14 protein-coding genes are annotated in these 14293 nt (G+C 64.1%); 10 read left to right on the plus strand and 4 right to left on the minus strand.

Annotation, left to right across the window (positions count from 1 at the left end):
• The first annotated feature begins 2 nt into the window (after nt 1-2).
• The 4 genes from PIN01S_RS15555 to lpxC all read left to right on the plus strand — a co-directional run bounded on the left by PIN01S_RS15555 (nt 3) and on the right by lpxC (nt 4400).
• Nucleotides 3-881, plus strand: a complete 879-nt coding sequence (locus PIN01S_RS15555; RefSeq protein ID WP_084336624.1) for a cell division protein FtsQ/DivIB — start codon at nt 3-5, stop codon at nt 879-881.
• Between the two features lie 16 nt (nt 882-897).
• Nucleotides 898-2145, plus strand: a complete 1248-nt coding sequence (gene ftsA / locus PIN01S_RS15560) for a cell division protein FtsA (RefSeq protein WP_084336626.1) — start codon at nt 898-900, stop codon at nt 2143-2145.
• Nucleotides 2146-2194: 49 nt separating this feature from the next.
• The gene (ftsZ, locus tag PIN01S_RS15565; protein ID WP_084336628.1) at nt 2195-3376 is read left to right on the plus strand and encodes a cell division protein FtsZ; all 1182 of its coding nucleotides are present in this window, start codon (nt 2195-2197) and stop codon (nt 3374-3376) included.
• Between the two features lie 112 nt (nt 3377-3488).
• Complete coding sequence (gene lpxC / locus PIN01S_RS15570; protein ID WP_084336630.1) at nt 3489-4400, plus strand: UDP-3-O-acyl-N-acetylglucosamine deacetylase; 912 nt, start codon at nt 3489-3491, stop codon at nt 4398-4400.
• Between the two features lie 118 nt (nt 4401-4518).
• Here the strand turns inward: lpxC and PIN01S_RS15575 are convergent, their stop codons facing one another.
• Nucleotides 4519-4980, minus strand: a complete 462-nt coding sequence (locus PIN01S_RS15575; RefSeq protein WP_084336632.1) for a DUF721 domain-containing protein — start codon at nt 4978-4980, stop codon at nt 4519-4521.
• Nucleotides 4981-5058: 78 nt separating this feature from the next.
• On the opposite strand from PIN01S_RS15575, the gene PIN01S_RS15580 reads away from it, so the two are divergent.
• From PIN01S_RS15580 to PIN01S_RS15605, 6 genes are all read left to right on the plus strand, one after another.
• Nucleotides 5059-5985, plus strand: coding sequence for a M23 family metallopeptidase (locus PIN01S_RS15580; RefSeq protein WP_084336634.1), 927 nt, complete (start codon nt 5059-5061; stop codon nt 5983-5985).
• Between the two features lie 105 nt (nt 5986-6090).
• On the plus strand, nt 6091-8835 hold the full coding sequence (gene secA, locus PIN01S_RS15585) for a preprotein translocase subunit SecA (RefSeq protein ID WP_084336636.1): 2745 nt from the start codon (nt 6091-6093) through the stop codon (nt 8833-8835).
• Nucleotides 8836-8947: 112 nt separating this feature from the next.
• Nucleotides 8948-10165, plus strand: a complete 1218-nt coding sequence (gene argJ, locus PIN01S_RS15590) for a bifunctional glutamate N-acetyltransferase/amino-acid acetyltransferase ArgJ (RefSeq protein ID WP_084336638.1) — start codon at nt 8948-8950, stop codon at nt 10163-10165.
• Between the two features lie 113 nt (nt 10166-10278).
• Nucleotides 10279-10911, plus strand: a complete 633-nt coding sequence (locus PIN01S_RS15595; protein ID WP_084336640.1) for a glutathione S-transferase family protein — start codon at nt 10279-10281, stop codon at nt 10909-10911.
• Entirely contained in the window at nt 10908-11846 is a 939-nt protein-coding gene (locus PIN01S_RS15600; RefSeq protein WP_084336642.1) for a Nudix family hydrolase, read from the plus strand. The genes PIN01S_RS15595 and PIN01S_RS15600 overlap by 4 nt, the downstream gene beginning before the upstream one ends.
• A complete protein-coding gene (locus PIN01S_RS15605; protein WP_084336644.1) occupies nt 11843-12085 on the plus strand; it encodes a DUF3820 family protein in 243 nt (80 codons plus the stop codon). The genes PIN01S_RS15600 and PIN01S_RS15605 overlap by 4 nt, the downstream gene beginning before the upstream one ends.
• Here PIN01S_RS15605 and PIN01S_RS15610 read toward each other — a convergent pair whose 3' ends face one another.
• Genes PIN01S_RS15610 through PIN01S_RS15620 form a run of 3 tightly spaced genes read right to left on the minus strand, consistent with a single transcriptional unit; the run spans nt 12086 to nt 14293 of the window.
• Entirely contained in the window at nt 12086-12625 is a 540-nt protein-coding gene (locus tag PIN01S_RS15610; RefSeq protein WP_084336646.1) for a hypothetical protein, read from the minus strand.
• A 55-nt stretch (nt 12626-12680) separates the two neighbouring features.
• Nucleotides 12681-13709 (minus strand): ion transporter, encoded by a 1029-nt coding sequence (locus tag PIN01S_RS15615; RefSeq protein ID WP_084336648.1) that lies wholly within the window; start codon nt 13707-13709, stop codon nt 12681-12683.
• A complete protein-coding gene (locus PIN01S_RS15620; protein ID WP_084336650.1) occupies nt 13706-14293 on the minus strand; it encodes a cob(I)yrinic acid a,c-diamide adenosyltransferase in 588 nt (195 codons plus the stop codon). Before PIN01S_RS15620 ends, PIN01S_RS15615 begins: the two co-directional genes overlap by 4 nt.

Below are 14293 nucleotides of genomic sequence, written 5' to 3' on the forward strand. Positions count from 1 at the left end.
GCATGCACGGCGCCACTCTCCGTCATCAGCAACCCGGCAGCGGCCGCGCCTCCATGCGCAAGCCGGCGCCGCGGGGTGCCAGTCGGATGGTGGCCAAGGAACCGTTGTCGGCGCGTTTGCCGAAGCCCAACTTCGCGCTGTTCAAGCGTCTGGCCTGGCCGCTGTTGCTGGTTGGGCTGGGGTTCGGTGCCTACGAGCTGGCCCAGCGGTTGTTGCCTTATGCCGACCGGCCGATCGTCAAGGTCAGTGTGGAAGGCGACCTCAGTTACATCAGCCAGCAGGCGGTGCAGCAGCGTATCGCACCGTTCGTCGAGGCGAGCTTCTTCACCGTCGACCTGGCCGGCATGCGCGGCGAGCTGGAGCAAATGCCCTGGATCGCCCATGCCGAGGTGCGTCGCGTATGGCCGGATCAGGTGCTGATCCGCCTGGAGGAGCAACTGCCGATTGCCCGTTGGGGCGACGAGGCGCTGCTGAACAACCAGGGGCAGGCGTTCGCGCCGCGCGAATCGGCGCACTACGAGCACCTGCCGCAGCTCTATGGGCCGAAGCGTGCGCAGCAGCGGGTCATGCAGCAATACCAGGTACTCAGCCAGATGCTGCGCCCGCTGGGCTTCTCCGTGGCGCGCCTGGAGCTGCGCGAACGGGGTAGCTGGTTCCTGACCACGGGGGCGGGCAGCGACGGCCAGTCCATCGAACTGTTGCTCGGACGCGACCACTTGGTGGAGAAGATGCGCCGCTTCATCAGCATTTACGACAAGGCGCTGAAAGAGCAGATCGCGAATATAGAGCGCATCGACCTGCGTTACCCCAACGGCCTGGCCGTGGCGTGGCGTGCGCCGGTGCCCGACGCGGCGGCGATGACCGCCCGCGCAGAGAATTGAGGAGAACGGAACAATCATGGCAAGTGTGCAGAGCGGCAAGATGATCGTCGGCCTGGACATCGGCACCTCCAAGGTGGTGGCGTTGGTGGGCGAGGTTGCCGCGGACGGCCAACTGGAAATCGTCGGCATCGGGACGCACCCGTCGCGTGGCCTGAAGAAGGGCGTGGTGGTGAACATCGAGTCCACTGTGCAGTCGATCCAGCGTGCCGTCGAAGAAGCCCAACTGATGGCCGGCTGCCGCATCCACTCGGCCTTCGTCGGGGTGGCCGGCAACCATATCCGCAGCCTGAACTCCCACGGCATCGTCGCCATCCGCGACCGGGAAGTGAGCCCGGCCGATATCGAGCGCGTGCTGGATGCCGCCCAGGCGGTGGCGATCCCGGCCGACCAGCGGGTGCTGCATACCCTGCCGCAGGATTACGTCATCGATAACCAGGAAGGCGTGCGCGAGCCGCTGGGCATGTCCGGCGTCCGTTTGGAGGCCAAGGTCCACGTGGTGACTTGCGCGGTGAATGCGGCGCAGAACGTCGAGAAATGCGTGCGCCGCTGTGGCCTGGAAGTCGACGACATCATTCTCGAACAACTGGCCTCGGCCTATTCGGTGCTTACCGAGGACGAGAAGGAACTGGGCGTCTGCCTGGTGGATATCGGCGGCGGCACCACCGACATCGCCATCTTCACCGAGGGCGCCATCCGTCACACCGCGGTGATTCCGATTGCCGGCGACCAAGTGACCAACGACATCGCCATGGCCCTGCGCACCCCGACGCAGTATGCCGAGGAAATCAAGATCCGCTATGCCTGTGCCCTGGCCAAGCTGGCCGGTGCGGGCGAGACCATCAAGGTGCCCAGCGTCGGCGATCGTCCGCCGCGCGAACTGTCCCGCCAGGCCCTGGCCGAGGTGGTCGAGCCGCGCTACGACGAGCTGTTCACCCTGATCCAGGCCGAACTGCGGCGTAGCGGCTACGAGGATCTGATTCCGGCGGGGATCGTTCTCACCGGCGGTACTTCGAAGATGGAAGGCGCGGTCGAACTGGCCGAGGAAATCTTCCATATGCCGGTGCGCCTCGGTGTACCCCACAGCGTCAAGGGGCTGGCCGACGTGGTGCGCAACCCGATCTATTCGACCGGCGTGGGGCTGTTGCTCTACGGCCTGCAGAAGCAGGCCGACGGCGTGCCCATGTCCGGTTTCGGCAGTTTCAGCGATGAACCCAAAACACCTGTCCTGGAGCGGCTCAAACGCTGGGTCCAGGGTAATTTCTGAATGCAGTAGCGGTAGGCGTTACAAACTAGAAAAGGAAAGGAGAGGGAAAATGTTCGAATTAGTAGACAACGTCCCACAAAGTGCAGTCATCAAAGTCATCGGCGTCGGTGGCGGCGGTGGCAACGCGGTCAATCACATGGCCAAGAGCAGCATCGAAGGCGTCGAGTTCATCTGCGCAAACACCGATGCCCAGGCGCTGAAGAACGTCGGCGCCCGTACGGTGCTGCAACTGGGTACCGGCGTGACCAAGGGCCTCGGCGCCGGCGCCAATCCGGAGGTCGGCCGTCAGGCCGCGCTGGAAGATCGCGACCGCATCGCCGAAGTGCTGCAAGGCACCGACATGGTCTTCATCACCACCGGCATGGGCGGCGGTACCGGTACCGGTGCGGCACCGATCATCGCTGAAGTGGCCAAGGACCTGGGTATCCTCACCGTGGCGGTAGTGACCCGTCCGTTCCCGTTCGAAGGCCGCAAGCGCATGCAGATCGCCGATGAAGGCATTCGCGCACTGGCCGAGAGCGTCGACTCGCTGATCACTATCCCCAACGAGAAGCTGCTGACCATCCTGGGTAAGGACGCCAGCCTGCTGTCCGCCTTCGCCAAGGCCGACGACGTGCTCGCCGGTGCGGTGCGCGGCATCTCCGACATCATCAAGCGTCCCGGCATGATCAACGTCGACTTCGCCGACGTGAAGACCGTGATGAGCGAGATGGGCATGGCGATGATGGGCACCGGCTGCGCCAGCGGTCCGAACCGTGCGCGCGAAGCCACCGAAGCGGCGATCCGCAATCCGCTGCTCGAGGACGTGAACCTGCAGGGGGCCCGCGGCATCCTGGTGAACATTACCGCTGGTCCGGATCTGTCCCTCGGCGAATACTCCGACGTGGGTAACATCATCGAGCAGTTCGCTTCCGAGCACGCCACCGTCAAGGTGGGTACCGTGATCGATCCGGACATGCGCGATGAGCTGCACGTCACTGTGGTCGCCACGGGCCTGGGCGCGCGCATCGAGAAGCCGGTGAAGGTCGTCGACAACACCGTGCAGACCGCTGTGGCCGCACCTGCCGCCGCTGCACCGCGTAGCGAGCAAGGAGTCAACTACAAGGACTACGAGCGCCCCACCGTGCAGCGTCAGAGCCATGCCGGTGCGGCGACCGCAGCCAAGCTCAACCCCCAGGACGATCTGGATTACCTGGATATCCCGGCATTCCTGCGTCGTCAGGCTGATTGATGAAATTTATCAGGACTGTGAAGGTGATTGGTGTTCAGCAAAGGCCGGTTCTGCTATCATCGCCGGCCATTGTTGAAAACAATTCGCAACTAGTGCTATAGCGGCCAATGCCATGATCAGACAACGCACCCTGAAGAACATCATCCGCGCCACGGGCGTCGGCCTGCACTCGGGGGAAAAGGTTTACCTGACCCTGAAGCCGGCGCCGGTGGATACCGGTATCGTGTTCTGCCGTACCGATCTCGATCCGATGGTGGAAATTCCCGCCCGGGCCGAAAACGTCGGCGAAACCACCATGTCGACCACGCTGGTCAATGGTGACGTCAAGGTGGACACCGTGGAGCACCTGCTTTCGGCCATGGCTGGCCTGGGCATCGATAACGCCTACGTCGAACTCTCCGCGTCCGAAGTGCCGATCATGGATGGCAGTGCCGGTCCCTTCGTATTCCTGATTCAATCCGCCGGCCTGCAGGAGCAGGACGCGCACAAGAAATTCATCCGTATCAAGCGCGAAGTGACGGTACAGGAGGGCGACAAGCGCGCCACCTTCCTTCCCTTCGACGGCTTCAAGGTGAGTTTCGAGATCGACTTCGACCACCCGGTATTCCGGGGGCGTACCCAGACGGCGAGCGTGGATTTCTCCAGCACCTCGTTCGTCAAGGAAGTCAGTCGTGCGCGTACCTTCGGTTTCATGCGTGACATCGAGTTCCTGCGTTCGCAGAACCTGGCACTCGGCGGCAGCGTGGAAAACGCCATCGTGGTGGACGAGTACCGTGTGCTGAACGAAGACGGCCTGCGTTACGAGGACGAATTCGTCAAACACAAGATTCTCGACGCCATCGGCGATCTCTACCTGCTCGGTAACAGCCTGATCGGCGAGTTCCGTGGGTACAAGTCGGGCCATGCCCTGAACAATCGTCTGCTGCGCACGCTGATCGAGCAGAAAGACGCTTGGGAAGTGGTGACCTTCGACGATCCCAAGACTGCACCGATCTCCTACATGCGCCCGGTAGCGGCCGTGTAAGCAAGACCCTCCTTTTCCAGACTTCGAGGCCACCCCTGGGGTGGCCTCTTTTTTGCCTGCGCTTTCATCGGATCACTGCGTGCGGGTGCGTTTCATCGTCGCACCGGTCGGGGGTAGGTCAGCCGTCTTCGTGGGGCTTCACATGGCTGGCCAGACGCTCCAGGGCCGCCTTGAGCCGGGGATCGCTGACGGTTTCGGCGCTCGCCTGGATGCTTTCCGACGCGGAGGGGGAGAGGAAAAGAGTGCGACCGGGTGCACGCCTTTGGGGCGTTGGAGGTTGCACCTTAAGGAGAATTTTCGTTAAGGTCGCGAACTCTTCGAATACCTGCAGTTGCCGTAGCAGGCGTTTTTGCTGGTAACGCAAGCGGGTGGCCCAATGGCCATCGGTGATGATCAACAACAGGCAACCGTCGCGCCATGAGGCGACATGGCAGTGTTTGCGCGCCGCCGGTTGCAGCTGGCTTTCCAGTAGACGCTGCAGATGAGCGAGGCGTTGGGCTTCGCTGAACAGCGCTTTCAACGGCTTCGCCTCGCTCAGTAGCGCGGCGGGTGTCCGGGCCGGCAAGGGACGAAAAATCATGGCAGGACGCCTGAGATTGGGAGCGGCCATGGTAGCAGAAAGACGGCTACCGATTGCGCTCGGTCACAAGGGGACGTCATGCACATCATTTTCCTGAGCCGCCGTCATGGCGCGACGCGCTCATACAGCCTCGATCTGCGCCTGCTGTGCGGCGCAGTCTTTCTGCTGATCGGGCTGGCCCTGGGTGCCGGCGCTGCGCTGGGTGCCTGGTGGGTACCGCATTCGGCCACCGTTCCGCTGGATGAGCCGATGAATGCGTTGCTCGACGAACAGCGCGCGGAAATCAGTGCGACCCGCGACGATGCGCAGCGCCAACTGGATGCCTTCGCCGCCCACTTGGCGGAGTTGCAGGCCCGCCTGACCCGCCTCGATGCCTTGGGCGAGCGGCTCACCGAGCTGGCCAATCTGGACGCCAGTGAATTCGATTTCTCCCTGAGCGTGGGTCAGGGCGGCCTCGACGAGCCGCTGGAAGGCTCGGCCTATGCACCGCCGCCGTTCATGGACAGCCTGGATAGCCTGTCCGAGCGCTTGGACAACCGCGAGCAGTTGCTCGAAGTGCTGGAGCAATTGCTGGCCGAGCGGCGCTTGAGCGAGGCCGAATCGTTGTCTGGGCGCCCTGTCCTGCAGGGCTATATGTCCTCGCCGTTCGGTCGTCGCAGCGACCCGCTGACCGGACGCCTGAGCATGCACAAGGGCGTGGATTTCGCCGCCAAGCCCGGCAGCGATGTGGTCGCCGTGGCGGCGGGCGTGGTCACCTCCTCGGGGCGCAAGAACGGCTACGGCAATGTGGTCGAGATCAGCCATGCCGATGGCTATGTCACCCTTTATGCCCACAACCAGAAGAATCTGGTCCAGGTCGGCGACCTGGTACAGCGCGGTCAGACGATCGCCAAGGTTGGCAGTACCGGACGTTCGACTGGTTATCATGTTCACTTTGAAGTGCTGCACAACGGTATGGTGATCAATCCTGCCAGCTTCATCGCCCGTGCCAGCGCGGCGGAATAACCGCCGCTTTCCTCTCTCCCGTTTCCGAGTAGAATGCCCCCTTTGCACGCAGCCGTGGCGGCCCGCGGCCGTGCCTCCATCCCCAGAATGGAAGTCTTTGCCGATATGTTTGCGCCTTTGTTGAAGAAACTCTTTGGAAGCAAGAACGAGCGTGAAGTCAAACGCATGCTCAAGGCAGTACAGGCGATAAACGCACTGGAACAGCAGATGCTGGCGCTTTCGGACGAGCAACTGCGCGCCAAGACCGTAGAGTTCAAGGCCCGTCTGGCTAAAGGCGAAACCCTCGACCAAGTTCTGCCGGAGGCTTTCGCGGTCGCTCGCGAAGCCGGCAAGCGGGTGATGGGCATGCGTCACTTCGACGTTCAGCTGATCGGCGGCATGACGCTGCATGAAGGCAAGATCGCCGAAATGCGTACCGGTGAAGGCAAGACCCTGGTGGCGACCCTGGCGGTCTACCTCAACGCCCTCGAAGGCAAGGGCGTGCACGTGGTCACGGTGAACGACTACCTGGCCCGCCGCGATGCCAACTGGATGCGTCCGCTATACGAGTTTCTCGGCCTTTCGGTCGGCATCGTCACCCCCTTCCAGCCGCCGGAAGAAAAGCGTGCCGCCTATGCCGCCGACATCACCTACGGCACCAACAACGAACTCGGTTTCGACTACCTGCGCGACAACATGGCATTCAGCCTGGAAGATAAGTTCCAGCGCGAGCTGAATTTCGCCGTGATCGACGAAGTGGACTCGATCCTCATCGACGAAGCGCGTACACCGCTGATCATCTCCGGCCAGGCCGAAGACAGCTCCAAGCTCTACCAGCAGATCAACCAGCTCATCCCGCGCCTCAAGCAGCACATCGAGGAAGAGGAAGGCGTCGTCACCCAGGAAGGCCACTTCTCGGTAGACGAAAAGACTCGCCAGGTCGAGCTGAACGAACAGGGCCACCAGTTCATCGAGGAAATGCTCACCCAGGCCGGCCTGCTGGCCGAGGGCGAGAGCCTCTACTCCGCGCACAACCTGTCGCTGCTGACCCACGTCTATGCCGGCCTGCGCGCGCACAAGCTGTTCCACCGCAACATCGAATACATCGTGCAGAACAATCAGGTTCTGCTGATCGACGAGCACACCGGCCGCACCATGCCGGGCCGTCGTCTCTCCGAAGGCCTGCACCAGGCCATCGAAGCGAAAGAAGGCCTGCCGATCCAGGCCGAGAGCCAGACCCTTGCCTCGACCACCTTCCAGAACTACTTCCGCCTGTACAAGAAGCTGGCCGGCATGACCGGTACCGCCGACACCGAGGCGTTCGAATTCCACCAGATCTACGGCCTCGATGTGGTGGTGATTCCCACCAACAAGCCGCTGGCACGCAAGGACTTCAACGACTTGGTCTACCTGACCCAGGAAGAGAAGTACGCCGCGATCATCACCGACATCAAGGAATGCCAGGCCAATGGCCGTCCGGTGCTGGTGGGTACCGCGTCGATCGAGAGCTCGGAATACGTCTCCCAACTGCTGCAGAAGGAAGGCATCGAGCACAAGGTCCTCAATGCCAAGTTCCACGACAAGGAGGCCGAGATCATCGCCCAGGCCGGTCGTCCGGGGGCGGTGACCATTGCGACCAACATGGCCGGTCGTGGTACCGACATTCTTCTCGGCGGCAACTGGGAAGCCGAGGTGGCGGTGCTGGAGAGCCCCAGCGAGGAGCAGATCGCCCAGATCAAGGCGGACTGGCAGAAGCGCCACCAACAGGTGATCGAAGCGGGCGGCTTGCATGTGATCGCTTCCGAGCGCCATGAGTCCCGTCGTATCGACAACCAGCTGCGTGGCCGTGCCGGCCGCCAGGGCGACCCGGGTTCCAGCCGTTTCTACCTGTCGCTGGAAGACAACCTGATGCGCATCTTCGCCTCCGACCGGGTGAAGAATTTCATGAAGGCGCTGGGCATGCAGTCCGGCGAGGCGATCGAGCACCGCATGGTGACCAACGCCATCGAGAAGGCCCAGCGCAAGGTCGAAGGCCGTAACTTCGACATGCGTAAGCAGTTGCTCGAGTTCGACGACGTGGCCAACGAGCAGCGCAAGGTGATCTACCACATGCGCAACAGCCTGCTGGCCGCCACCGACGTCGGCGAGACCATTGCCGAGTTCCGCGAGGAAGTGCTGACCAACGCCATCAACCAGCACATTCCGCCGCAGTCCCTGCCTGAGCAGTGGGATATCGGTGGGCTGGAAGCGGCCCTGCGCAGCGATTTCGGCATCGACCTGCCGATCCAGCAGTGGCTCGACGAGGACGAGAAGCTCTACGAGGAAACCCTGCGCGAGCGTATCCTCCAGGCGCTGCTGGATGCCTACAAGGAGAAGGAAGACCTGGCCGGCGCCGAAGCGCTGCGGACCTTCGAGAAGCAGATTCTGCTCCGCGTCCTGGACGACCTCTGGAAAGACCACCTGTCGACCATGGACCACCTGCGCTACGGCATCCACCTGCGCGGCTATGCTCAGAAGAACCCGAAGCAGGAGTACAAGCGCGAGTCCTTCAACCTGTTTCAGGACCTGTTGGACTCCATCAAGCGCGACACCATTCGCGTGCTGTCCCATGTCCAGGTCCGTCGCGAAGACCCGGCCGAGGAAGAGGCACGTCTGCGGCGCGAAGCCGAGGCCCTGGCCCAGCGCATGCAGTTCCAGCACGCCGAGGCCTCCGCCCTGCAGCCGCCGCCTGAGCCCCAGGGCGAGGCGGAGGAGGGTGGTGCTGCAGTGGCCCAGATGCCGGTTCGCCAAGAGCAGAAGATCGGCCGCAACGAACCGTGCCCCTGCGGGTCCGGCAAGAAGTACAAGCATTGCCACGGACAGGTCAACTGAGGCCTATCCGCCAGTAACGACCAACGCCGCGACCGGCCCAGCCGCTCGCGGCGTTTTTCCAGCCGTGCCGACGGTACGGCATCGCACACAGAACGATTGAAGGAGCGCATCCATGGCTGTTGGTCTTGGCCCTCTGCCCACCCTGCACCCGGTTCCCGGTTTCGAACTCGGCATCGCCTCCGCCGGCATCAAGCGCCCCGGGCGCAAGGATGTGGTGGTGATGCGCTGTGCCGAGGGCTCCACCGTGGCCGGGGTATTCACCCTCAACGCCTTTTGCGCCGCACCGGTGATCCTTGCGAAGAAGCGCGTGCTCGGCCCGGTCCGCTACCTGCTGACCAACACCGGCAACGCCAACGCCGGGACCGGTGAGCCGGGGCTGGCGGCGGCTGCACGGACCTGCGCCAAGCTGGCCGAACTGGCCGGGGTCGACGAGAACGCGGTGCTGCCGTTTTCCACCGGTGTGATCGGCGAACCGCTGCCGGTGGAAAAGATCGAGGCGGCACTGCCCGCCGCATTGGCCGACCTGTCGGAAGACAACTGGGCCGCCGCCGCCACCGGCATCATGACCACCGACACCTTGCCGAAGGGCGCCAGCCGCCAATTCGAGCACGACGGCGTCACCATCACCGTCACCGGCATTTCCAAGGGCGCCGGGATGATCAAGCCGAACATGGCGACCATGCTCGGCTACATCGCCACCGACGCGAAGGTCGCCCAGGGCGTGCTGCAGGACCTGCTGCGCGATGCAGCGAACAAGTCGTTCAACCGCATCACCATCGACGGCGATACCTCCACCAACGACTGCTGCATGCTGATCGCCACCGGCAAGGCCGGCCTGCCGGAGATCACCCAGGCCAGCGGCCCGCTGTTCGCGGCGCTGAAGCAGGCGGTGCTGGACGTTTCCATGGAACTGGCCCAGGCCATCGTTCGCGACGGAGAAGGCGCCACCAAGTTCGTGACCGTGCAGGTCAACGGCGGCGCCACCCATCAGGAGTGCCTGGACGTCGGCTACGCCGTGGCTCACTCGCCGCTGATCAAGACCGCACTGTTCGCCTCCGACCCGAACTGGGGGCGCATCCTGGCTGCCGTCGGTCGTGCCGGCGTGCCCAAGCTGGATGTGTCGAAGATCGATGTCTACCTCGGTGAAGTCTGCATCGCCAGCCGTGGCGGCCGTGCCGCCAGCTATACCGAGGACCAGGGCGCAGCGGTCATGGCCCGCGAGGAGATCGGTATCCGTATCGAACTGGGGCGCGGTACCTGCAGCGAGACCATCTGGACGACCGACCTGTCCCACGAGTACGTGAAGATCAATGCGGAATACCGCACTTAAGGCAGCGGCGAGCTTCACGCTGTAGGCGGCAAGTAAAAGGTGTGGGGGCTTGACGGTAGTGTCAGGTCAGCCCTCACACTGATTGGTTTGGAGCTTGTCGGAGAGGAAGAGCGATGAAACTGGTAATCGGCAACAAGAACTACTCGTCCTGGTCGCTGCGTGCCGCGCTGGTACTGGAGCTGACCGAAGAGCCTTACGAAGAGCTGCGTATCCCGCTCTATCAGCCGGACAGTCGGGCCCGGTTGCTCGCCGAGTCTCCGGCGGGCAAGGTGCCGGTGTTGCAGACGGAAGAGGGGCCGGTCTGGGACTCCCTGGCCATTGCCGAGTATCTTGCCGAACGCTTCGCCGAATCCCATCTCTGGCCACGCGGCCAGTATGCGCGTGCCGTGGCGCGCGCGGTCTGCGCGGAAATGCACAGCGGTTTCGTCGCCCTGCGCAGCCATCTGCCGATGGACCTCAAGCGCAACCAGCCGCTGGCACGTATCCCGGACGAGGCCGCGGCCGACATTGCCCGCGTCTGTGCGCTCTGGGCCGACTGCCGGGCGCGCTTCGGTCAGGATGGGCCTTTCCTGTTCGGCCACGCCAGCATCGCCGATGCCTTCTACGCGCCGGTGGCCGCGCGTTTCCGCAGCTACGCCGTGGAGCTGCCTGCCGAGGCGGCGGCCTATGTCGAGACCATCTACCGTTGGCCGGCTTTCCAGCGCTGGTATCAGGCTGCGCTGGAGGAGACGGAGAAGCTCGGATGAAGCGGGTGCATGTCGCCGCCGCGGTGATTCGCGGGAGCGATGGCCGTGTGCTGATCGCCCGACGCCCCGAGGACAAGCATCAAGGCGGGCTTTGGGAGTTCCCTGGCGGCAAGGTCGAAGAGGGCGAGGCGGTCCAGGCCGCGCTGGGCCGTGAGCTGGAAGAGGAGCTGGGCATCCGCGTGACGAGCGCCCGGCCGTTGATCCAGATCCATCATGACTACCCGGACAAGCACGTGCTGCTGGATGTCTGGGAGGTTTCCGGCTTCGACGGCGAACCCCATGGCGCCGAAGGACAACCGCTGGCCTGGGTAACGCCACGGCAGCTGGCGGACTATGAGTTCCCCGCGGCGAACCGGCCCATCGTAGCGGCTGCCCGATTGCCGGATCGCTACCTGATCACGCCGGATGACCTCGGTCCCGCCGAGCTGCTGCAAGGCCTGAAGGCTGCGCTGGACGGCGGCGTCAGGCTGGTCCAGCTACGCGCGCCGGATATGTTCGACGCCGAGTACCGCGACCTGGCCGTCGATGCCCAGGGGCTTTGCGCCGGTCGCGCCCAGCTCATGCTGAAAGGGCCGCTGGAGTGGCTCGGTGATTTCCCTGCGGCGGGCTGGCACCTGACCGCCCGGCAGTTGCGGGAGCTGGTGAGCGGTGGGCGACCGTTTCCCGCCGAACGCTGGTTGGCGGCTTCCTGCCACAGCGCCGAAGAGCTGGAACTGGCGGCGGAAATGGGGGTGGATTTCGTCACGTTGTCGCCCGTCCAGCCGACCCGGACTCATCCTGGCGCTGAGGTGCTGGGCTGGGAGCGTGCCAGCGATCTGCTGCGTCGGTTCAACCAGCCGGCCTATCTGCTCGGTGGCCTGGCGCCGCGGGATCTACCCCGCGCCTGGGAGGCGGGTGCCCAGGGCATTGCCGGTATCCGGGGATTGTGGCCATGAGGCCGGAAGACCTGGAGCTGTTGCTCACCCGCACCATGCCGTACGGAAAGTACAAGGGCCGGGCCATTGCCGATCTGCCCGGCCAGTACCTGGGCTGGTTTGCCCGGGAAGGTTTCCCGGCCGGCGAGATCGGTCGCCTCTTGGCGCTGATGCACGAGATCGACCACAACGGCTTGGGCGCGCTTCTGGAGCCCTTGCGCCGAAAGCTCCAGCAATCGCAATCGTCCGAGAAGCGCTGATCAGGCTTCCGGCCCTTCCAGCTCTTCGCGAAGGAATTCGTAGGACGGGGCTGCGTGGATGTCCAGCGCCTGGCACAGGTCCAGCACGCGGGGCAGGTCGCAGGTATAGACCAGTACGGTTTGCAGCAGGTCATCCAACGGGTCGCTGAAGTCGGTCAGCACGTAGCCGCCCTTTTCCGGGTAGAGGGCGCTGAGCTGGACCTGAATCCGTCGCAGCGCGGTCAAGGCATCGGCCTTGGCCAATTGCTTGGGTTTGAGGTTGAACGTCACCTGCTTGCCGAACGAGTCCATGATCTGCTGCAACAGCTCGTCGAAGCGGTCGGCCTGGAACAGCACGGTTTCCGGCAGGCTGCCCACCACTACCCACTCGCCCAGCGGGATCGGGAAATCCTCGTCGTAGTTGATATCCGGGTTGGCCTTCAGGAAGCCCTGCGGGTCCGCATAGGCCTGGGCGGCTTCGTCGGCGATCCGTTCGATCTCCTCCGGGCCCATGCAGCCCGAGCTTATCAGGGTGATCAGTTCGACGAGACGGTCTTTCATGGGGGCATGCCTGAGAGTGAAGGGGCGCGAAGGATAGCCCGGATCGCGCCGATCTTCACTCGGGCGGGGTCGGTGGAGGTTCCGGCCCGACGAAGCGGCTCCAGCGGCGGTCGAGAATCTGCTGCTTGAGGACCTCGATGCTATCGACCAGCAGCTCCTCCAGGGCCAGGTCGGTGTCTTCGTCCTGGTAGAGCCAGGCATCGAAGCAAACATCCGCCAGGCGAGCGGCAGTGGCCTTGAAGGTATCGGACTGCAGGCCCTCGATAGAACCGTGGAGCAGGCTCTGGGCGATGCCGGTCAGAGCGTCGTCGAGGCTTTCCGCGAGCCGATCGCCCAGCGGCAGCCGGCGTAACCGGGCCAGCTCGCGGTTCTCCGCCAAGGCGCGTCGTACGAGCTGGGTGACATGCGCCTCGATGGCCGCCCGGTTGCCGTGATAGCCCTCCTGCAGCATGGCTTCGAGGCGCCGCGAAAGGTCGGCGATCAGGCGCTCCTTGCGTGGCCGGATCACGCCGTCCACCAGCCGGCGGGTGAGATCGTCGCTGGTGCCGATCTCCTGTTGCAGGCGCGAAAACAGGCGGACCATGACCCGATCCGACAGCTCTTCCAGCAGCAACTGGTAGTAGCGGTTGAAGAACCCGTAGATCGCCCAGGTGCGCATGTCGATCAGGCCCAGCCGCTGCAGGCGGATGGCCAGGACCAGGATGCGCAGGGCGCGCAGCCAGCGCATGCCACTCAGCGGGATGCAGCCGAGCACGTCATACCAGTGAGTGAAGGGGTAGTAGTACCAGCGCGGATAGCGCTTCTCGACGATGGCGACGGTCCAGCCGAGCAGCACATCGAGGATGAAAACGGCGACGAAGGCCAAGTCGATGAACTGGAAGTGAGCGTGGACCTTTTCCGCATAGAGCCTGTGCAGCTCCGGCACCAGGGCGTTCAACGCCAGGTTGATCGGCACCAGTTGGAACAGGCTGTCGAATAGGATCAGCCCCAGGTTGAGGCAGACCAGCAGCACGATGAAAGCTTCCCAGGCGGCGTGCAGGCCTTCGCGCCGCCGGGTTTCCGAAGAGAGTGGGGCGCCGGTCACCTGCCCTTGTCCGGTGCGGGTGCCGCCTGCCAGAGCACTTCCTGGACATGCTGGCGACGGGCGATCAGGCGGGCGGCGACGAACAGCAGGTCGGACAGGCGGTTGACATAGGCCAGGCCGATCCCTTCTAGCGGTTCGACGGCATTCAATTGCTGGCAGCGGCGCTCCGCGCTACGGGCCTGGCTGCGGCACACGTGGGCCTGGGCGACCAGGCGGGAACCGCCGGGCAGGATGAAGTTTTCCAGTGGGCCGAGCTCGTCGTTCCAGCGGTCGATGGCCGCTTCGAGGCGTTCGATTTCCGCCTGGTCCAGCGCACGGTATGCCGGCATCGCCAGTTCGCCGCCCAGGTCGAACAGCCGGTGCTGGCAGGGCGACAGGACTTCGATCACGTCGCCCAGGCCCGGCCACAGGGCCTGCTGTTCGGCCAGTTCGGCGAGCAGCAGGCCGAGCTGGCTGTTGAGGGTGTCCAGCTCGCCCATGGCCTCGACCCGCGGATGATCCTTGGGGACCCGGCGGCCATCGGCCAATCCGGTTTCGCCGGCATCGCCGGTACGCGTATAGATCTTCGACAGTCGATAGCCCAT

This window comes from Pseudomonas indica NBRC 103045, assembly GCF_002091635.1.
In the GTDB taxonomy this organism is placed as follows: Bacteria; Pseudomonadota; Gammaproteobacteria; order Pseudomonadales; family Pseudomonadaceae; genus Pseudomonas_M; species Pseudomonas_M indica.